A 20666-nucleotide genomic window follows, 5' to 3' on the forward strand; every position below is an offset into this window, starting at 1 on the left:
TTTTATTCAGCTTACTATCAATCACCTTAAATAAATTCCTGCAAAACTGCGAACAGCTTTTCCGGGTCAATCGGCTTTGCCAAATGTGCGTTCATACCCGCTGCGTGTGATTTTTCCACATCCTCATCAAACGCATTAGCCGTCATAGCAATAATAGGGATCGTCTGCGCATCACTTTTATCAAACAGCCTGATATTACGTGCTGCTTCCAGCCCATCCATAACAGGCATCCTGATATCCATCAAAACAGCATCATAGTACCCAACAGGAGTTGAACAGAATTTTTCTAGTGCCTGCAGACCGTTGCAGGCACTTTCTATCGTCAGTCCCTTCATTTCCAGCAGACTTGCCGCAACTTCCAGATTCAGCTCATTATCTTCTACCAGTAAAATCCGTTCTCCAGCAAACTGTACTTCTCCTTTTGCTGCTTCCGGCTCATATACTGCTTCACTGAAATCATTGATCTTTTCAAACAAATCTACCAGCTCAGAACGGAACAGCGGCTTGGTGATAAAAAAGTCCACACCTGCGTGCCTTGCATCTGCTTCAAGCTCCTTCCATTCATATGCTGTCATAACGACTACTAATGTCTCAGCTCCAACCAGCCGTCTTATAGCTTTCGTTGTCTGAATTCCGTCCATATCCGGCATTTTCAGATCTACCAGCACAATATCATAAGGGTTCATTTCCCTGATGCCTTTTTCGATTTCCAGTACTGCCAAAGCTCCCGAAGTCACATATTCTGCCTGTACCCCCAAATCACTCATAATCAGGCTGGCATGTTCACAAGTCACAATATCATCGTCAACTATCAGCGTTTTCAAATCCCGGAACTTTAGAAGATCAAGATTTTTACGTCGATAGCTTTCTTCCGTTAGGCCTAACTTTACATCGACGCAGAACTCACTGCCAACACCTTCGATACTGTGCACATTTATCGAACCGCCCATCAGCGTTACCAGATTCTTGCAAATAGCCAATCCCAGACCAGTACCGCCGTATTTGATAGAAATATTGGGATTTTCCTGTTCAAAAGATTCAAAAAGATGCTTTTGAAAAACCTTGCTCATGCCAATACCTGTATCGCTTACGGTAAATCTCAGCCAGGCATCCTTATTACCCCGGCTCATCTGCCTGATCGTAAACTGGATTCTGCCACCTTCCGGAGTAAATTTTAAGGCATTAGATAAAATATTTAATAAAATCTGACGCAAACGTAATGAATCACCGATATAAAGCTCTTCTGTCATCCCTTCGATAACAGTATTAAATTTCAAGCCCTTCTCTTCCGCCTGCGGATAAAAAAGAGAGTTCAGACCGTTGATCATTTCTTCAAAATCAAATTTTTCATGTGCCAAACTCATTCGTCCGCTTTCGATACGCGACATATCTAAAATATCGTTGATCAGGCTCAGTAAAAACCTTGCCGAAATACCGATCTTCGCCAGACAATCGCTGATACGCTCTTTATTATCCAATGCAGACAACGCTATAGCTGTCATACCGATAATGGCATTCATCGGCGTACGTATCTCATGGCTCATCCGCGATAAAAATTCCGTTTTAGCATTGTTTGCAGCCTCTGCCGCACCTAAAGCAGTACGCAAAATCTGATTTTTTTCCGCCTCATTGTCCTTTTGCTCGTCAATGCAGCGAATCAGCGAAACTGTAAGAATATCATCATTAACGGGATTTTCCACCTTGATTTTATGTGCCGAGACCCAATGATACTGTCCATCATCCAAAAGCTGGCGGTGCTCCATATAAGTTTCGTGAGCACCTCGTTCATACTCTGCCAGTTGGTTCTGACGGGCAAATTTACTGGTAAACTCATCTCTATACTCAGGTGCTACCGAACCCAACACTCCATTGACCATAGCATCATAGCTGCCGCAATCCAGAGAATGCAGGCTCTGTCCCTCCTGATCTAAAACACTGCAGGTATTCCGTGTAAGATTTCCGAAAATGATCATCGGATAAGCTGATGTGATAGCCGTATATAACGCGCTGCGTTCCATCAGATCCCACTGCTGGTTTTTGCGGCGCAGCTGCAGGATTTCGGTAACATCATGGAAAATTATCTGATAGATTTTTTCCCCCTGCTGATTTTGAATAACGCAGGCAGCAGACCGTACCCATCTTTCCTCGCCTGCTGCAGTTTTGATACGGTGGCTTGAATTCTTGACGATCCCTTCCTCTGCAATACTGAAAAGTTCCTCTAAAACCTTTGTTCTATCTTCCGGATGGATACAGCGAAGAATATTATCACACACATCCCTCCGCAGAAAAAACTCATGCTCATTCTCGAACCCTAAAATATTAGCCCCGGTCCTGTTGACCATCAAAGTTTTGGGAATCCTGTCAAAGCTGCATTGCAGCAGGCCGCTGGGCATAGTATCGATAATATTCTGCAGAATATTCTTCTGCTGCCTGTTCTCAACGCTTTCCTCGTAAAGCTTTTGTTTTGCTTCTATCTCACCAGAAATATCCCTGATCACACTGATGCAGGCAGCATTTCCGTTCACAGCCAGAACCTTTTTCCCAACATCACTGACCCAGATATAACTGCCGTCTTTCTTTTTCATCCGGTACTTAACTTCATACTCACTATCCTGATCCATCGCCCGGCTGGCAATCTGCTCCACCCGTTCCAAATCATCAGGATGGATGCCGTTCATAACCAGACCTTTGGTATCTGCTACAAATTCCTCATAAGTATAGCCAAGATAAGCAAGCATTCTTTCATTAACATAATACAAAGGAAAACCTGGCGCAACATAACCGCCTAAAATACCACCTGGTATACTGCGGTTAAGCAGACCCAGCATTTGCCTGTTAATGCTGCTTTCGACCTCGGCAACCTTTTCCATACTGAACGCTGCCGGGAAAAAATCACCTGTCTCCGGTCCCATATTTGCCTGTGAAACATGCAGCGCCGCAATTTTCCATACAGAATCACAGCAATTGCAGGCTGCCATTACACGTATGCTTATGTCACTGTCATACCCATCTTTATTTTTTTTGAGCAGCAGATCACAAAGAAATACTGCCGCCGTTTCAGACAGCATCGTATTTTGAACATTTTCATATTCAAAGAAAACCGCATATGGTGCAGCTGCAATTTCAGCCTGCAAAAATTTTACAGCCTCACTGCGATCTCTGGCACTGCAGACTGCCCCCAGACCTATCCATCTGATGTCTTCACGCAGAAAGCCTGCGGCAGCTTTATAATCGCGTTCATTAAAATAAGCAGTAAAAAAGTCCTGCATCAGCTTGTTTACTTTCTGCCCGGCACTGATCATATTAAGCTCTCCCGTATTCTTATCCGTCATTTTTCTTTAATTATATTAAATGAATTATTAAAAAACAAGAAAAACAATTCTTAACATTAAAATATTATTTTAAAAGAAAATTCCTGACTGCAAACAGTCAGGAATCCTTTAATTACTTTTCAACCATATTATTTTATAAAAAAATGCAGCGCCAAACTCAATAACCCCGAACCAACCAGTGTTTGGATCACGCCGCAGATCTTCTTCTTGATCAGGACCAGTGAAACAAGCAAAACGATCGTGCTGACCAGATCAGGATCACTCCAGACAGCCGGCAATTTTTCTTCGTTCCACAAAGACAGAGTTAAAAACATCACACCGGCAGAAGCTATCAATGCGACTACAGCGGGGCGCAGGCCGTTCAAAACACCCCTGATCGCTCCCATATCTCCATATTTTGCCAGCAGCTTTGCCAATGCGATCATAATAATAAGCGAAGGCGTAACAAAACCTGCCGTCGCCGCTACCGCGCCGCCAATACCTGCCACCTTTGTCCCGACGAAAGTAGCGGCATTGATACCTATTGGCCCCGGTGTCATCTGCGAAATAGCAACAACGTCCATAAATTCACTGAATGATATCCAATGATGGACATCAATGACCTGCGTCTGGATCAGCGGTATGGAAGCATAACCTCCGCCAACGCAAAAAGCGCCGACCATACAGAAACTCCAGAACAAACTTATATATATCACTTCCATACCTCCTTAACTGTATTTTTCATCCTGCAGCCATAAATAACCGATAACGGCATCGATCAGAATAAGATACATGATATTGACCTGAAAAAAATAATTGGCGATAAAAGTGCCGAAAATAATCAAACACGGCAGCAGCAGCTTCTTTTTCAGCTCTTTCTGCAGCAGATTTATGCCTACGTCAAGTATCAGCGCTGTAGCCCCGCACTGCATACCACGCAGCAAAATCTGCACATAATAATTATGGGCAAAAGCATCATAAAAATACGAAATCACCGTCAGTGTGATCAGCGGCGGCAGCACTGTAGCCAGCAAAGTAACTGCAGCGCCGGTATACCCTGCCAGACGATAACCTATAATGATAGCGGCATTGACGGCCACCACTCCAGGAGCCGACTGCGCTACTGAAACAAGATCAAGCGCTTCCTTATCACTCATCCATTTATAATGATCGACATATTTGGCTTTCAGCAGCGGGATAATGACAAAACCACCGCCCACTGTAAAAGCACTGATCAGGAACGTAGATTTAAACAGTTCCCAGTAAAACTTTTTATCTATTACCACAGAATTATTCACTTCATGCCTCCATCACTAATTTGGCTGATGATATTATCATAACAAAATTTTAATCTGCCGTACAGCTTCCGAAGCCTGACTAAAATTAAAAATCCGGCATCAATACTTAATTATAAAAATAAAAGGAGCTTCAAATAAATGAAACTCCTTTTATCAGCAATATTCTGTTGCAAGCAGTCGCAATCAACCTGCTAAAAACCTTCACAGCAATTCTTTTTTTCTGGCAAGTATTTCTGCCACAGCCGCACAGGCAGGGCAATCGCAGTATTCAGCCCCAGCAAGCTTTATTTCTTCAGCATGTGCGGTAATATTCTTTGCCAGTTCGGCACCAAAATATCCGGCTCCGGCCTCAGATCCTGCAAAAGCTATCAGATTGTCGATCGGCATAATATCCGCTTCCAATTCGGCAATATATTCTTTTGTTTCATCGGCTTCCCGTTCTGTGCCGACCGCATCCAGCCAGCTCTGCGCCGCTGCCTTAGCTTCACTGCTGCAGGAAGCAGCATTCATCAATTCATGTGTCTTTTCAATAACATAATCCAATACTTCTTTTTTCATAAAACTCAACTCGCTTTCTTTTATTTACCCCTTTCAGAGCCTGGTAATCACTCGATCCAGCCGCTTGCACACCTAGCCGCAGCCTGCTTTGAATTTCCGAAACACTGCCGCAGACCTTTCATCTGCCAGCCTCCTTTCCCTGCGTAAATCTCATGTTTCTCTATCATAAAAATATTGTTATCCATTGTTTATCAGCTGCTAAAATTAGTTCGAGCTCTAACTATTTTTCTAAAAAATTTTACCCCAGATTATCCAGAATTTTTTGCAAAGATATTTCCAGCTTTTTCATTTCTTCCTGTTCCATATTTTGAAAAACTTTTTGAACTAAATCAGCAGAAACTTTTTCGAAAAGCTTCTGCAATGCTTTTCCCTGCTCAGTCAGCTCCACATAAATGACCCGGGAATCCTCCGCTGCCTGAAATTTCTTCACCAGTCCCAGCTCTGCCAGCTTATTTACGAGCACCGTCACCGTTGGTTTCGTCCGATGGATAGAGTCTGAAATCTCTTTCATCGTCACCCGCTCCCTTTGATACAGACACGCTAAAATATCTCCATGCGAGGGAGCCAGTTTGGTAATACCATGCTGCGCCAGATCTGCCAGAATGAATTTATTGGCCTTTTCTCTTATTTTACTGATCAAAAAAATCGTTTTTGTCTGCTTCATCATATCTCAATTATAATTAGACATCTAACTATTGTCAAATATTTTTTATTCTTGCTGATGTCTGCCGCTGCAAAAAAATAAACGGTCCTTCAAATAAATGAAGAACCGCATAATCATCTGGCGGAGAGGGTGGGATTCGAACCCACGGTACGTTGCCGTACATTTGATTTCGAGTCAAACACCTTCGACCACTCGGACACCTCTCCGCGTAAACCAGCCTTATCTATTATATCATAAATCCGTATTTTGCAAAGAGTTTTTCTTAATTTTCCGCACTGTCAGCAGCTATTCCAGCCTTTGCCAGCCTGTTTTCTGCACGTCTGCGTCTAAAAAAATCCTTCATTACCTGTGCACATTCGGCTTCACAGACGCCGCTGACGACCTGTGCCGTATGATTAAGATTGGGATTACTGATGATATTAAAGATCGACTCTGCCCCTCCGGCTTTAGCATCAGGACAGCCGTAAACAACCTTGTCGATACGACTGTTGACGATAGCGCCCGAACACATTGGACAGGGCTCGACTGTAACATAAAGCACGGCCCCCTCTAAACGCCAGCGGCCCAGCTTTTTACACGCCTCCCTGATCACGATGACCTCGGCGTGCGCCGTCGCATCGTTCCAGGTTTCGCGCATATTATGCGCCTTCGCTACAACTTCACCTTCAACCACAAGTACGGCGCCGATCGGTATCTCGCCGATCACGTCAGCCGCCCGGGCTTCCTGCAGCGCCAACTGCATATATTCTTCGTCCGTCATTGCATTTAACATCTTCTGCTTACTCCTGTAACGCTTCTGCCGCTGTCATCAGTTCTTCCCAACGCAGCATCAGCTTCTCGATTTCCGCTTGCAGGGCAGCATGCTCCGCCGCCAAAGCAGCGCTGGCTTCCGGGTCTGTATGGCTGGCAGGATCGGCCATTCGTCCTTCCAACACCCCCAGCAAAGCCTCCTGTTCACGAATACTCAATTCAACTTTTGCCAGCAGCTTTTCTGCTTCCTGCGGGCTGTAGGCACGCTTATGCCTGCCGGAACTTTTTACAGTACTGCTTATCGGCTCAGGCGCAGCCTTCCTCTGCACAGGGGCGCTGCTCGGCACGGCAGCCTGCAGCAGCCGTCTTTTAGCCTTTTCTTCTAAATAAAAATCATAATTGCCTTTATAATCACAGACCCGGTGATCTTCCAGTTCCCAGATCCTGTCAGCGATCTCGTTGATAAAATAACGGTCATGGCTGACCACCAGCACCGTTCCGTCAAAAGCAGTCAAAGCAGCTTCCACAGTCTCCCGCGCCATAATATCAAGATGGTTGGTCGGCTCGTCCAGCACCAGGCAGTTTGCCCCGTCCAGCACCAGCTTCAGCAATACCAGACGTGCCTTCTGGCCGCCTGACAAAGTGCCGATCTCTTTAAAAACGTCGTCGCCGTGAAACAGCATCCCGCCAAGCAGTGAACGCGTACGTTCCTCAGTAAAGCCATATTCCACCAAAAAATTATCCAGCAGCGTCTGTTTGGGAGCAAGCCTTTCATAGCTCTGCGAAAAATACCCCACCTTCACACGATTGCCGATCTGCGCTGTTCCCTTCAGCGGCGGCAGCTCGCCTAAAACAGTTTTCAGCAATGTCGTTTTACCGGTGCCGTTAGGGCCCAGCAAGCCAACCTTTTCACCCTTACGCAGCACCAAATCTATATCATGCAGCAGTACATTATCGCCATAACCAACAGAAAGGTTATCCAAAATCAGCACCCGTTCAGCAGACTCCGGCGCAGGCGGCAGGCGCAGGGCAAATTCCTCATGCTGCACAGGCGCGTCCATCCGCTCCAGACGATCCAGCTGAGATTGGCGTCCACGCGCCATCTTACTTTTGATGCCCGCTTTAAAACGACGGATATAGGCTTCCGTCCGTGCGATATAATCCTGCTGCGAAGCATAAGCAGCTTCCAGTGTTGCAGTCTGGAGCTCTTTCTGCACCAGATATTTGCTGTAATTGCCTTTGAAGGAAGTCAGATGCCCGCCTTCCATTTCCAGTATCCGTGTAGCGATATTATCAAGAAACGCACGGTCATGACTGACTACCAATAGCCCGCCCTTAAATTCCTGCAGATACTTCTCCAGCCACTCAGTCATAGCAATATCCAGATGATTTGTAGGCTCATCCAAAATCAGAAAATCAGGCTGCCGCACCAGGGCCGCCGCCAGCATCATCCTGGTTTTCTGTCCGCCGGAAAAGTGCTCCGCCGTCTTATCCCAGACCGCTTCTTCAAAACCCAGGCCAATCAAGACTCTTTTAATAAACGCTTCATAATTATATCCGTCGACATGTTCGTAACGTTTGGTCACACGGGCGTATTCCTCTAAAACCCCGTCCAGCTCCGCACCCGGTTCCAGCTGGGCAGAACGTGCTTCCAAAGCCGCCAGTTCTTCACGCATCGTAACTATCTCCGGGCAGGAGCGCAGCATAAACTGCCACAAACTGCCGGTGCCGATATTCTGAAACCCCTGCTCCACATAACCGATCTTCAAGCCGGGTTCAAAACGCACCACACCACCGTCAACCGTTTCCGGAGCCAAAAGACAGCGCAGCAGCGTTGTTTTGCCGCTGCCATTTACGCCTACCAGCCCAATTTTTTCACCTTTATCGATCATAAAGCTGATATCCTTAAATATTTCATTAATGCCAAAACTCCTGGCAATTTTATCTACAACAAGCTGCATTTTTTCGTCCTCTGTTTTCTTCTTCCTGAACTCTTATTTTAACAAAAAAACGGCTTGAAAGCAAAAAGACCGGCTGCCCAGGCAAACCGGTCTTACATTTTCAGCCTTCATAGCCCTGCGGGTGTCCCTTATGCCATTTCCAGGCCGTACTGATAACTTCATTGACAGTACTGCACTTAGGCACCCAGCCCAGCTCGTCCCTGATCTTCTCCGAAGAAGCGATCAGCACAGCCGGATCGCCGCTGCGGCGGCTTTCTTCCACCACAGTAAAGTCTATCCCCGTAATCTTTTTAGCAGCATCGATGATCTCGCGCACGCTGAAACCATTTTCACTGCCCAGATTATACACGCGGCTCGCTCCTCCAGCCAGCAGATGCTTGAGTGCCAGAACATGTGCCGTTGCCAGGTCGCAGACATGAACATAATCACGCACACAGGTACCGTCTGCAGTAGCATAATCAGTACCATAGATGGCAACCTGCCTGCGTACGCCCTGCGCAGTTTTTAAAACCAGCGGGATCAAATGCGATTCAGGATCATGGTCTTCGCCGATATCACGGCTCGGCGAAGCTCCTGCGGCGTTAAAATAACGCAGCGCCACATAACGCATCTCATAAGCCATATCATAATCAGCCAGCATTTTTTCGATCATCAGCTTCGTGCGGCCGTAAACATTAGTCGGGTTCAGACAGCTGTCCTCTTTAATAGGAACGCTCTCAGGCTCTCCGTATACTGCCGCCGTCGACGAAAAAACGATATAATCTACGCCGGCGCCTTTCATTGCTTCCAAAAGATGCAGCGACCCCTCCACATTATTAAAATAATACTTGGAAGGATTTTCCATCGATTCGCCGACCAGACTGCTGGCAGCAAAATGAATGACCGCGTCGATCTCAAACTGGGCCATGATATGCTTCAAAAAAGCAACATCATGGATATCGCCCTCCACCAGCTGCACCTCTTCAGGCACTGCCGCCGCATGGCCTGTGGAAAGATTATCGTAAACGATCGGTGTGAAACCGTTTTTCTGCAATTCTTCAACTACATGTGAACCAATATAACCGGCACCGCCGGTAACCAGAACATTCATCATTCAATCTCCTTAGTTCTTACTGACAATAGTCTGTAAATATGCTAAAAACTTATCCTTCAGATCAGGACGCTTCAGCGCCATTTCCACCGTCGCCTCCAAAAAGCCCTGTTTATCGCCGACATCATAACGACGTCCTTCAAAATTATAAGCATACATCTTCTGCAGTTTAGCCAGCTCCTTCAATGCGTCCGTCAGCTGTATCTCATTACCGCGTCCCGGCTTGGTAGCCTCCAGGATCGGGAACACCTCGGGATTGATGATATAACGCCCCAAAACAGCCAGCCGCGAAGGCGCTTCCTCAACGCCCGGTTTCTCGACCATATCGCTGACCGTAAAGGTGCGCGGTTCGGCCGTAGGCTCGGACGCTACGATACCATAAGACGATACCTTTTCCTGCGGCACCTCCTGTACGCCCAAAACACTGGCCCCGGTTTTATCATAAACATCCATCAGCTGTTTCAGCGCCGGTACTTCACCGTCTACTACATCGTCGCCCAAAAGCACCGCAAAAGGCTCATCGCCGATAAACTGCTTCGCGCATAAAATAGCATGCCCCAATCCGCGCGGCTCTTTCTGGCGGATATAGTGGATCCGGATATCAGAGATCTTTTTGACCATCTCCAGCTCCTGCGCTTTACCGCCGGCCGCAAGGTTCAATTCCAGCTCGATACTGCGGTCAAAATGATCCTCGATAGCACGTTTGCTGCGCCCGGTAATAATCAGAATATCTTCTATTCCCGAAGCAAGCGCTTCTTCAATAATATACTGGATCGTCGGCTTATCAACGATCGGCAGCATCTCCTTCGGTGTAGCTTTAGTAGCAGGCAGAAAACGCGTGCCTAATCCGGCCGCCGGAATAACAGCCTTGCGTACTTGTTTGATTGCAGTCATCTGTATCACTCTTTCTCCACTTGAACAGGAAATAAATTTTTAGATAAACACTTACCTTGATTGCCGCCAGCACCGATCAGACGCGGGCTCTGTCAGGCTTCTTCGCCGCCGATCAGTTCCAGCAGTTCCGCTGTTTTTTCAGCCAGCAGCTTTTTATCGCCTCTGGTCTCAACATTCAGACGCATCACCGGCTCTGTATTGGAAACACGCACATTGAAACGCCATTCGGCATAATCAATGCTCAGCCCGTCCAGCTTATCGACCTGACCGCCGGGCGCATATTCAGCCTCGATCGCCGCCAGTACGGCCGCTGAATCTTCAACCTTGCGGTTGATCTCGCCGCTGCAGGGAAATTTTTCCATCCGTGCTTCGACCAGCTCCGACAAAGTTTTACCGCTGGTGCATAACAGCTCCGCCACCAACAGCCAGGGTATCATGCCGCTGTCACAGTAGGAAAAATCTTTAAAATAATGATGTGCCGACATTTCGCCGCCGTACAGCACCTCATTGGCACGCATACATTCCTTCATAAAGGCATGCCCGCTCTTGCAGCGCACAGCAACACCGCCGGCCGCATCCACAACCTCCTGCGTGTTCCAGGTCAGACGCGGGTCATACATGATCTTGGCGCCCGGCTGCTTGCGCAGAAATACCTCTGCCAGCAAACCGACTATATAATAGCCTTCAATAAATTCGGCTTTTTCATCAAACAAAAAGCAGCGGTCAAAATCGCCGTCCCAGGCCACGCCCAGATCAGCCTGATATTCGCGCACCAGTTTTGCCGTAGCCTCGCGATTTGGTACCAAAAGCGGATTAGGCACCCCGTTCGGGAAAGTCCCGTCAGGTATTTCATTGATCTTGATAAATTCAAAAGGCAGATATTTGGCCAGCTCGTTCAAGACCGGGCCGGCGCCGCCGTTCCCAGGGTTAGCCACTATCTTCAGCGGTTTCAGCGACTTGATGTCTATATATCCCAGCAAATGCTCGATATATTCCGGCATGATATCATAACGTCTTACAGCACCCTCCGTCTTGCCCGGCACCTTGACATGAGGAAAATCCTTACTGTCAACCACCATATCAGCGATCTCCATCAGTCCCGTATCGGCCGAGATCGGTCTGGCTCCTCGGCGCACGAGCTTCATCCCGTTATACTCTGCCGGATTGTGACTGGCCGTTACCATAATCCCCCCGTCAGCGTCCAGATGTGCCGTCGCGAAATAAATCATCTCCGTACCGCACTGCCCGATATCGATCACATCACTGCCGCCGTGCCGCAGCCCTTCCGTCAAAGCATCGACCAGCTCGCGCCCGCTCAAGCGTATATCATGCCCGACCACAACTTTTTCAGCTGCAAACATCGCCGCAAAAACGCGCCCTACCCGATAAGCCATCTCCGCATTGACCTCTGTCGGCACAACGCCGCGCACATCATACGCTTTAAACGCTTTCTTAGTTAATTCCATATTTCTCCGCTCCCCTATATCTTTCTGCAATTATCTGAAAACATGATAATTATTACTTTCTACCTCCACAAAAAAACTCCTGCTTAAAAAGTTATTTTTAAGCAGGAGTGCGTTACATCGCATAATTATTTTCCCTTAAAATATCCTCGGCAAATTCACCCAGATACCAGCGCGCCACTGAAAAAAACGGCTGATAATTGCCATCTTCATCCGGCAGCAGGATACTTTCCGCCAGCAGCGGCAAAAACTCCTCCAGCACCGCTCCGCCAGCCAAAGCACTGTTTATCTCGTCCTCCAGTATCCTGATCAGCGCCAGTCTCATCCGCTGCAGCCGCGGCGCGTTCAGATTCAGCTCGCGGATCGTATTGCGCGCCTTGGCCTGCAGTTTTTTCGGACAGGAACTTTCGTCAACGATCATCTTACCGGTATGCTCCTGATAACGAAACAGCCTGACTGACGCCGGTATCTTCAGTGGGTTCAGTATCCGCTCGGAAATCGGTTTCCCGCCCTTTGGTACATCACAGCTCCGGTCATTCTTCCTGCTGGAATAACGCCATTCAGGGTCCGACACATAAGGCTGGCTGCCGCCATGGCAAACACCAAGCAGATTATGCCAGTCCAGGTGATAATTGTGTTTTTCAAGCTGTGTAGCTACTTTTGGGAAGAAATGCTCCACCCTGAAATCATCAACATTGTCCTCAAACTCAGCCAGCTTGATACTGATCTCACAATACGCGCATAAACCGTGCTGATCCTGCAGCAGCTGCTGCTTTACTTCGCGGTAGCCCCTGCGGTTGCGCCGGCGGAAATGCTCCCAGGTCTCGTCCGGGAACGCCTTCACATAACTGCACAGGCGCTCGGGTGTAGCCGGAGATTTGTACACCCGTTTCATTTTTTCTTCCTCCTGAAAGACTTCATCCTGATTTCCGTATCAGCACGGACCAAAGCCGGTTCACACCCTTTAGACCATTCGTCCAGACGTTTGCGCAGCTCCCTGGCCTCGTCCGTATCCCATTTATCCTCGCTCACAAGCATCAGATACCTGTACAGGTCCTTCACGATCGGCAATGCCTGCGGGCGCGTGTCGACATTCTGAATATCCTTGAGCAGCTGAAAGCTTTCAGCGCCTAAAGAAAAGGCAGGTTTATCGATATTGATCAGATTATTGTCCCAGCGCAGGATACGGATAGCCTCAGCCGGAACCGTGCTCAGAACCTGCGGACTGTGAGTCGTCACAATAAACTGTACGTTGGGAAACGCCTTCCGCACATCATACACTACCGCCTGCTGCCAGGAAGGATGCAAATGCATATCGACTTCGTCGATCAGTACGATGCCCGGCGTTTCAAGAGCCGCCATGGCTCCAAGGTCAGGGTTCAGCCGCACCATCCGGTACGCAAGATCTGCCGCCATACTGATCACGCTGCGGGTACCGTCACTCAAAGCCTCCAGCGGCAATACACCCATCGTTTCATGCATAATGATCAGATTTTGAAAAGCAAAGCTGTAATCTATATCCGTCCAGCCCATACTGCCGATACAGGTAATGATCGCCTGACGCACAGCCTTCAGCACTTCCGTATACGGATTCTTTTCATCCTTTTTACCGCTCTCGGCCAGATAACGGTCAAATTCCATCGCGCTCATCGCCGCATATTTGAACCACTGCCCAAAAGTATTATATGATGACGAAGGCTCCATACAATCGACGTAGCCGCTGCCGCGCTCCAAACTGATATCCTTGCGCAGCTCGAACAGCTTATTATCCTTCCACATCCTGCTGGTACCATAATAAGCCATGACCGGCAAAATTATTTTACTGTCGTTGACCTCCCGCAGCGCCTTGACCATATGCCGCCCATACTCGCTCAAAGCCTTCGCATTCAGGATCGTCGTCCGCCCCCCGGCCGCCTTCAATTCTCTTTTCCATGTGATCTTTTCGCCGTCAACAACGCCTTCTGCCCCGATCACAACGGGATACTGGCTTTTCATCCGCAGCACATGCTCCAAAGTCCTGCCTACAGTATCTTTGGTCTGGCGTACGTCCGTATCACTGATCTGGTTGGCCTTAACACCGTCAAAGCACGCCAGATAAGGCCCTAAAGCTACAGCGACCGCATCTAGAATAGCTGTTTTGCCCTTACCGTTTTCAGCTACGATAACAGTCAGTTCTTTGTTGAAATCTATCTCAAAATTATCATAACAGCGGTAATTCTGCAAACATAAGCGACTGATATACATAGTACACCTCCAGAAGTATATTTTCTTTTATTATACCTTTTTTCAGCCGAATATGGAAATTTCTCTGCATTCTTTGTATAATAGATATATTATTTGAGAGTGAGAAGGTTTTAAAATGAATATTTTTCTCGTGATCGCTTTAGCAATGCTGCTGATCATCATCCTGCTGCGCCGCCACATCCCCATCGGTCCGGCGATCCTGGCAGGCGGCCTGCTGATCTGGGCTTTAGTAGCCCCTCAGTTCCATTATCTGGTCAGCGCCTTCACCACCACGCTTACCATGCAGCGCACCTACGACCTGATCCTGGCGCTCTATTTTGTCATGTGCCTGGAAATCGAGCTGCGTACCAGCGGCGCTTTAGACGGAATGATCCGCGCCCTGCAGCGCTTATTTGCCAGCGAAAAATTTACACTGGCCATTATGCCAGCTTTTCTCGGCCTGCTGCCTTCGCTGGGCGGCGCACGTTTTTCTGCGCCCATCGTCGAAGCGGCCAGCCGCAATACAGACCTTACCAAAGAACATAAAGCCGCCATCAATTTCTGGTTCCGGCATATCTTTGAATTTTCCAGTCCCATCATACCCGGCATGATCATGGCCTGCAGCATCGCCGGCGTTGCCTTCAGCGACTTTATCGCCCACCTGTGCTGGCTGACCCTGCTGGCATTTGCCCTGGGCTGGCTGGTGCTCATCCGGCCGCTGGATATGCCCGCTAACAGCAATGTAGATGTCGATCCGGCCGAACGCCGTCAGGACATTATGAACCTGGTACTGTCGCTTTCCCCGGTCGTAATCAACTTCATGCTGGTAGTTTTCTGCGACCTTAACGCCTCCACCGCTATGGCTCTGGTCACCTTCGCCATGATCCCGGTCCTGCGTATGACAAGCCGCGTCCTGAACATCAAAGAAGTTTTTACCGGCGCCTGCGACTGGAAAATGCTGATGAACGTTTTGTGCATCCTCTATTTTATCCAGATCCTGACCGATACCAACGTTCTGCATACCATCGTGGAAGATTTTAAAGCCTCACCGCTGCCCGTACCTGTCATTATCGCAGCTATCTCCTTTATTATCGGCATCCTGACAGGTCTGTCACAGGGTCATGTAGCGATCGTTATGCCCATCGTAGCAGCCCTGTCGCCCGGTGACCTGAACCTGGCAGGCGTGGCCATGGCCTTCGGCGTAGCCGGACAAATGCTGACGCCGACCCATATGTGTTTTATCGTCACCCTGGATTATTTTAAAGCCGACTTCTTCAAGACCCTCAAACCGATGTTTATTTTAGAAGTCATGCTGCTGACAGTATTCAGCATCTATACCTGGTTCACCTGGTAACAGACCTTATCTATATAAAAAGGCCGGACTTAACAGTCCGGCCTTTTTTATTGGGTTTTATTGATTTTTATTTCTGTACCGCCTTTACTTCCAACGGTACAAAAACGAATTCGCTCAGCTTACCGTTTTTATCGAAACCATATACCGCGCGCACAGCCTGCTGCCTGCTGAAGCCTACAAGATACGTCAGGCGGTCGCCCTGGTCGAACCGCTCATAAACCGCAAAACGCACCGATTTCTGAATACCGAACTGTTCCTTCAGCTGCTTTTGCAAAGCGGCAAAATTAGCCGCCGTCATCTTCTCTGCCAGCTCCGGCACCATATCTACCTGCAGCTGCGTTACAGCCGCAGCATCGCCGCTGAGTACTGCCATAAACTTATCGGCCACCTTCTGCTGCCTGTTCAAGTCACTGCCATCTCCTGCCGCATAACACATACCACTCACCACCATCATCAAAGTTAATATCAATAAGATTACTGTCTTTTTCATTACCATCCAACCCCCAACATTTATTCTTCAGCCTCAGCTTGTTCAGGCTGCTGCCTGTCAGCAGTTTCTTCTATATATTTTTCTTTCAGCTGCGTATAATCAGCAGCCAGTTTCTCATAAGCAACATCACGCTTTTCATTATCAGCCTGCAAACGCCTGTTATCCTGCTCCAAAGCCGCCAGACGCTCCAGCACCCTGTTCAGTGTTTCCTGCTCAACGCCAGCAGCTTTGGCCGCTTCCTTCGCCCTGCGCTCTGCTTCCGGCAGCCTGTCCAGCGCTATGCTGATACCCATATTCATCATATGCTTGCTGCTGGTCGTCGATGCCCCGATACTCAGCATCGTCCGTTTGTCAGGGCGATAGAACCCGCCTACTGCCAGCGCCTGCTTGCCCTCATAACTGCCCATCGCCATTGCGAAATCCGCACGGCTGTTGGCGTTTTCAGGCTGCGGATGCAGACCTGCCAAAGCGGCGCTCAGTGCGCCCACTTCCTTGATCTCGACTCCCATACGGTTGACCCTGCCGTCCAGCTCTCGCATATCACTCTGCATACCTTCAATGGCGCTGCCTACTTCTATCGTGCTGCCGTCCTCGCGTTTCAAGGTCACTTCGCCGCTGCCGATCGTGGTGCCGCTGGTCTTGGTGACTTCTTTCTCGTTGCCGTCAGCGTCTTTTTCCGTAGTCGTCGTTGTTTTGCTGACGCTGATACTGTCGCCGGTCATCGTGGTCGTGCCGCTGGTGTCTTTAGTAACCTTTCCGTCTTTGTCAGTTACCTTATTGCTTGTGCTCAGCGTCATGCCTTTTTCATTCGTGCCGAAGCTGCTTTCCTTCACCGTCACATTGTCTTTGCTGTCGGTCGTGGTTTTGCTGGTCGTCACGCCGGTACCACCTGCCGAGGTATTATTGACGGTCTTGGTGCTTTCCTTACCGTCAGCCGAGGTTTTCTCAGCCGCCTGTGTCGTTCCGTTCACAGCGCTGGTCTTAAAGTCATTAGTCACTGTATTCCCGTCGGCATCAGCACCGCTCAAATGGTTGTTTACGGCGTCAGTCTGGTTAATAGTACCTCCGGCTACAGTTACCTTATTACCGTCTACGTATAACTCGTCCGTATCTATCCTGCCGGTAGTCACCTTATTGCCCTGGATCGTAGTATCCAGCTGACTGCCTGTGCCGTAAGCCGTATCACCGCTGTGGGTAAATTTGGCGCCGTCTGCCGAGGTATTGCTGAAACCGTAGTCGCCAGCTTTGCTGCTCAGGTTGCCGTTAGGGGCAACGCTGAATTTGGCTGTGCTGGTATCGCTGCTGCTGCTGACGCCGATATACAGTCCTTTATCCGTAATAAAGCCGTCGGTGTCGTTGACGACCGAGCTGTTTTTACCAACGTGGATACCGTCTTCATTGATCTTGACCTGATTCTTTTCGCCCTCGGCCACCAGAATACCGTCTTTACTGATAACTGTTTTATTCTTTTCACCATCAGCGACAACGATCGAATCGCTGGCATTGACTTTATTAGTGTCAATACCGTCAGTAGTGATACTGGTATTGCCTTCGATGTTAGTAGTATCCCTGTCAGGCTTGTGGATGCCGCTGGTATTGGCACTGCTGCCACCGCCGCCCGTACCGCCGCCTCCTGTGCCGTTGTCTTCCAGCGATTTTACCCGCTGATCCAGCCAGCCAACGTCCACTCCGTCCACTTTACCGCCGCTCAGGCTCACGCCGCCGATTTTACCATCACTGCCAAAAACAACGCCGTTGATACTGCTGACGCCTGTCACTGCGCCTGCGGCAAAATTTACGCCGCCGAGAGCAGCCGTCGCCGCTTCCAGGTTCGCTGTTTTCAAGCCGTCTTTAGTAAAACTGGTTGTGTCTTCGATTATTGTTTTGCCACTGTTTTCTACAACGTCAGTGCGTTTGATGCCGCCCATGTCGGCGGTAGCCACGCCATCCTGTTCCAGGCTGTCCAGACGTTCCGACAATGCTTTGATACTGACGCCGCCTACACTCAAACCGTCAGTTGCGTTGCCGCTGATAGCGACGCCGTTCAGATTGTCCGCCGTTACCGAGCCTGTTACCAGACTGGTGTGATCGATATGCGTACCGTCAGCATCGGCATATAAAGCAATGCCGCCGGCCGCTTTTTTACCTACGTGGATACCGCTGGCATCTACTGTGACCTGCTTATCAGTGCCCTCACCGAAAATAATCGCATCATCTGTGATTTGAGTATGGGTTTTAGCACCCTCATTGCCAATAACCACGCTGCCGCTGAACTTACTGCTTCCGGAAGCAGTATCATAACTCAGCCCTGCCGTTTTGCCAGTCACTTCATCCAGACCGCTTTGAATATCTGTTACGATCGCGCTGGTCGCCAGATCCTTCGTTGCTTCAACGATCTTCTCATTGATTTCGGTTTGCGTATACGCGTCAGCAATGCCGTAACCGGCCAGCGTAGTCGCTTTATCTGCCTTGCCGCTTTGCAGCTCCGTAACATCTTTTACCAGACCGCCATCAGCGTCACCAACTGTTGTTTTTAAAGTATCGACGTCACCTGCTTTAGCAAAGGCCGTATCCGCCGCTGCTTTGCTGTAAACGCTGTCGCTCTTAGCGTAATCAGCAAGTTTGGTGTCTACTGCTGTAGTAGTTGCGTAATCAGCGAACTTCGTATTCATATCTGTAGTAGTCGTATAATCAGCCAGCGCTGTTTTAGCAGCATATTTATCAGAAAGTTTTTGGCTTCCTTCTACAAATTCACCTGCTTTTACCGTACCGCTGGCAGTTACGGCATTAGTAGTGATGCCGCTGCTGCTGATCGCCGTATTGGTTTCGATAGTAGTCGTTGCCGTATCCTGATTCCGGCCGATGCCTTTGGTATTATCGGTAACTACATCACCATTGCTCAGCGCCGTCAGGTCGATGCCGCCTACCATTACTTTCGATTCGTCTTTTTTGATCTCTATACCGTTGACAGTTTTAGCCGTTAAAGCGCCGTCATTGCCAAAGCCGAAGCCTGTTGCGCCGACTTTAAACTCTCCTGCCGTCAGTAAAGTCGCCGTCACGCCGCCAGTAAAGGTGGTAGTATTCTTGCCAGCGTCATAACTCATACCTGTAGCGGCTGTTTCCAAGGCTGCCGCTCTATTGCTCAACGCCGTATCTGCTGCCTGATAAGCGCTTTCAAGCGCTGTTTTAGCTGTGCCGATATCTGCCGTTACCTGCGTTTTAGTTGCCATATCGGCAGTTGCCGCAGTTATTTTTTCATCAGCAGCAGTCTTTGTATAAGCGTCGGTAATGCCGTAACCTGCTAAATCGGTCGCTTTCTTAGCTTTTTCATCAATGGCAGTATTCAGCTCTGTTTTTAAAGCCGTATCTGCTGCCGCAAAATCAGTCCGTATCTGCGTATCCGCTGCTTTGTAAGCAGTATCCAAAGCGCCTACTTTGGTATTGACTGCCGCCAACCCTGTAGTGCTGTCATTGACCGCCGTTTCCAAAGCTGCTGCCCTGCTGCCTAAAGCAGTATCGGCGCTGTCCAAAGCGCTCATTTTCGTATCATAGGCAGTCTGTGCCACTTTTGCATCGATATTATTTTGCAAAGTCGTATCCGCTGCCGCAAAATCAGTCCGTATCTGCGTATCCGCTGCTTTGTAAGCAGTATCCAAAGCACTGACCGTCGTATTGGTCGCGTTAAGCTGCTTGCCTGTTACAGCTTCCGTACTGACAGCACTCAAAGCCGCGTCCGTCAGTCCGCTCACTTTGCCGCCGCTCACTGTTACAGTTCCTACAGTTACTTTGCTGGCCGTCAGTCCTGCCGTCGTCAGTTTATTATTACCGTCTACCGTCAGACTGCCATTATTCAAACTGCTGCTGCCCACTGCAAAACCCGTATTCTGTACTGTGGCTGCGCCCACCGTCAGCTTGCCGTTTTCCAGCGTTGTAGCTGTAGCACCGCTGACCGTTGCTTTATTCGTTGTTATACCGCTGCTGCTGATCTTGGTGTTGGTTTCGATACTGGTAGTCGTCGTACCTGTCGTATCACGTTTGATACCTGCCGTATCGGCAGTGCCAACGCCGTCAGCACTGATGCTGTCAACAGTAGTTTTCAGCTCGCTCACATCCACGCCGCCCACTTTATAGTGATTGTCGACGCCTTTTTCCAATGTCACGCCGTTGAAGCTGTTATTGGTTATCGCAGCACCGTTAAATACGCTGGTGCCGCTGATACCTGCCGCCGCAACTGTCACGCCGTTATAAGTACCGGCATTGGACAGGTTACGGCTGGCGTCGATAGCAATATCGTCAATGCTGGAAACTCCTGTCATAACCCCCGCAGAAGCAAAGCCAACGCCGCCCAAAGTCGCCGCCGTACTGGTAATATTCGCCATCCCCGTCAGGTTATCGCCGGCAGTATTGAATTTTGCAGTCTTTGTTTCCAAAGCTGCTGACCTGCTACCTAAAGCAGTATCTGCTGCCTGATAAGCTCTTTCAAGCGCTGTTTTAGCTGTGCCGATATCTGCCGTTACCTGCGTTTTAGTTGCCATATCGGCAGTTGCCGCAGTTATTTTTTCATCAGCAGCAGTCTTTGTATAAGCGTCGGTAATGCCGTAACCTGAAGC

At 48.8% G+C, this 20666-nt stretch carries 16 protein-coding genes and 1 tRNA gene; 1 reads left to right on the forward strand and 16 read right to left on the reverse strand.

Translation table 11 applies throughout. From position 1 onward, the window contains the following. Nucleotides 1–26: 26 nt before the first annotated feature. The 14 genes from C8D73_RS10735 to C8D73_RS10795 form a co-directional block, all read right to left on the reverse strand. On the reverse strand, nt 27–3302 hold the full coding sequence (locus tag C8D73_RS10735; RefSeq protein ID WP_170123214.1) for a response regulator: 3276 nt from the start codon (nt 3300–3302) through the stop codon (nt 27–29). A gap of 158 nt (nt 3303–3460) precedes the next feature. Next, entirely contained in the window at nt 3461–4027 is a 567-nt protein-coding gene (locus C8D73_RS10740) for a chromate transporter (protein WP_044492144.1), read from the reverse strand. 12 nt (nt 4028–4039) lie between these two features. Continuing rightward, complete coding sequence (locus C8D73_RS10745; RefSeq protein ID WP_021718985.1) at nt 4040–4609, reverse strand: chromate transporter; 570 nt, start codon at nt 4607–4609, stop codon at nt 4040–4042. Between the two features lie 201 nt (nt 4610–4810). Then, entirely contained in the window at nt 4811–5167 is a 357-nt protein-coding gene (locus tag C8D73_RS10750) for a molecular chaperone Hsp90 (protein WP_113078194.1), read from the reverse strand. A 47-nt stretch (nt 5168–5214) separates the two neighbouring features. Then, nucleotides 5215–5352 carry a hypothetical protein gene (locus tag C8D73_RS11255; RefSeq protein WP_170123215.1) on the reverse strand — a complete coding sequence of 46 codons (138 nt, stop codon included), beginning with the start codon at nt 5350–5352 and terminating at the stop codon, nt 5215–5217. A 53-nt stretch (nt 5353–5405) separates the two neighbouring features. Then, entirely contained in the window at nt 5406–5834 is a 429-nt protein-coding gene (locus C8D73_RS10755; RefSeq protein WP_113078195.1) for a MarR family winged helix-turn-helix transcriptional regulator, read from the reverse strand. 115 nt (nt 5835–5949) lie between these two features. Next, nucleotides 5950–6037: transfer RNA gene (locus tag C8D73_RS10760), tRNA-Ser, on the reverse strand. Between the two features lie 56 nt (nt 6038–6093). After that, a complete protein-coding gene (gene tadA / locus C8D73_RS10765; protein ID WP_249033599.1) occupies nt 6094–6603 on the reverse strand; it encodes a tRNA adenosine(34) deaminase TadA in 510 nt (169 codons plus the stop codon). 7 nt (nt 6604–6610) lie between these two features. Further along, nucleotides 6611–8542: an ABC-F family ATP-binding cassette domain-containing protein gene (locus C8D73_RS10770; protein ID WP_113078196.1), complete on the reverse strand. Its 1932-nt coding sequence runs from the start codon at nt 8540–8542 to the stop codon at nt 6611–6613. 100 nt (nt 8543–8642) lie between these two features. Continuing rightward, on the reverse strand, nt 8643–9632 hold the full coding sequence (gene galE / locus C8D73_RS10775) for a UDP-glucose 4-epimerase GalE (protein ID WP_044492146.1): 990 nt from the start codon (nt 9630–9632) through the stop codon (nt 8643–8645). A 12-nt stretch (nt 9633–9644) separates the two neighbouring features. Continuing rightward, the gene (gene galU, locus C8D73_RS10780) at nt 9645–10526 is read right to left on the reverse strand and encodes a UTP--glucose-1-phosphate uridylyltransferase GalU (protein WP_113078197.1); all 882 of its coding nucleotides are present in this window, start codon (nt 10524–10526) and stop codon (nt 9645–9647) included. 92 nt (nt 10527–10618) lie between these two features. Then, entirely contained in the window at nt 10619–11992 is a 1374-nt protein-coding gene (locus C8D73_RS10785; RefSeq protein WP_113078198.1) for a phosphohexomutase domain-containing protein, read from the reverse strand. A 112-nt stretch (nt 11993–12104) separates the two neighbouring features. Further along, nucleotides 12105–12884 (reverse strand): retron system putative HNH endonuclease, encoded by a 780-nt coding sequence (locus tag C8D73_RS10790; RefSeq protein ID WP_113078199.1) that lies wholly within the window; start codon nt 12882–12884, stop codon nt 12105–12107. Beyond that, nucleotides 12881–14233, reverse strand: a complete 1353-nt coding sequence (locus C8D73_RS10795) for an AAA family ATPase (RefSeq protein ID WP_021718994.1) — start codon at nt 14231–14233, stop codon at nt 12881–12883. The genes C8D73_RS10790 and C8D73_RS10795 overlap by 4 nt, the downstream gene beginning before the upstream one ends. A 115-nt stretch (nt 14234–14348) precedes the next feature. On the opposite strand from C8D73_RS10795, the gene C8D73_RS10800 reads away from it, so the two are divergent. Then, on the forward strand, nt 14349–15566 hold the full coding sequence (locus tag C8D73_RS10800) for a DUF401 family protein (RefSeq protein ID WP_113078200.1): 1218 nt from the start codon (nt 14349–14351) through the stop codon (nt 15564–15566). A gap of 67 nt (nt 15567–15633) precedes the next feature. Here the strand turns inward: C8D73_RS10800 and C8D73_RS10805 are convergent, their stop codons facing one another. Together C8D73_RS10805 and C8D73_RS10810 are read right to left on the reverse strand one after the other, a co-directional pair. Then, entirely contained in the window at nt 15634–16056 is a 423-nt protein-coding gene (locus C8D73_RS10805) for a DUF3887 domain-containing protein (RefSeq protein WP_113078201.1), read from the reverse strand. Between the two features lie 20 nt (nt 16057–16076). Then, a partial coding sequence (locus C8D73_RS10810) for a beta strand repeat-containing protein (protein WP_146739229.1) occupies nt 16077–20666 on the reverse strand: 4590 nt, incomplete at its 5' end.

The sequence above is a fragment of the Phascolarctobacterium faecium DSM 14760 genome (genome assembly GCF_003269275.1).
Lineage (GTDB): Bacteria > Bacillota > Negativicutes > Acidaminococcales > Acidaminococcaceae > Phascolarctobacterium > Phascolarctobacterium faecium.

Excerpts from the sequence above, each read along its gene's own strand:
- C8D73_RS10735 (WP_170123214.1), bottom strand. The coding sequence starts at position 3,302 with ATGATCAGTGCCGGGCAGAAAGTAAACAAGCTGATGCAGGACTTTTTT.
- C8D73_RS10750 (WP_113078194.1), bottom strand. The coding sequence starts at position 5,167 with ATGAAAAAAGAAGTATTGGATTATGTTATTGAAAAGACACATGAATTG.
- C8D73_RS11255 (WP_170123215.1), bottom strand. The coding sequence starts at position 5,352 with ATGGATAACAATATTTTTATGATAGAGAAACATGAGATTTACGCAGGG.
- C8D73_RS10755 (WP_113078195.1), bottom strand. The coding sequence starts at position 5,834 with ATGATGAAGCAGACAAAAACGATTTTTTTGATCAGTAAAATAAGAGAA.
- tadA (WP_249033599.1), bottom strand. The coding sequence starts at position 6,603 with ATGTTAAATGCAATGACGGACGAAGAATATATGCAGTTGGCGCTGCAG.
- C8D73_RS10770 (WP_113078196.1), bottom strand. The coding sequence starts at position 8,542 with ATGCAGCTTGTTGTAGATAAAATTGCCAGGAGTTTTGGCATTAATGAA.
- galE (WP_044492146.1), bottom strand. The coding sequence starts at position 9,632 with ATGAATGTTCTGGTTACCGGCGGTGCCGGTTATATTGGTTCACATGTA.
- galU (WP_113078197.1), bottom strand. The coding sequence starts at position 10,526 with ATGACTGCAATCAAACAAGTACGCAAGGCTGTTATTCCGGCGGCCGGA.
- C8D73_RS10785 (WP_113078198.1), bottom strand. The coding sequence starts at position 11,992 with ATGGAATTAACTAAGAAAGCGTTTAAAGCGTATGATGTGCGCGGCGTT.
- C8D73_RS10790 (WP_113078199.1), bottom strand. The coding sequence starts at position 12,884 with ATGAAACGGGTGTACAAATCTCCGGCTACACCCGAGCGCCTGTGCAGT.
- C8D73_RS10795 (WP_021718994.1), bottom strand. The coding sequence starts at position 14,233 with ATGTATATCAGTCGCTTATGTTTGCAGAATTACCGCTGTTATGATAAT.
- C8D73_RS10800 (WP_113078200.1), top strand. The coding sequence starts at position 14,349 with ATGAATATTTTTCTCGTGATCGCTTTAGCAATGCTGCTGATCATCATC.
- C8D73_RS10805 (WP_113078201.1), bottom strand. The coding sequence starts at position 16,056 with ATGAAAAAGACAGTAATCTTATTGATATTAACTTTGATGATGGTGGTG.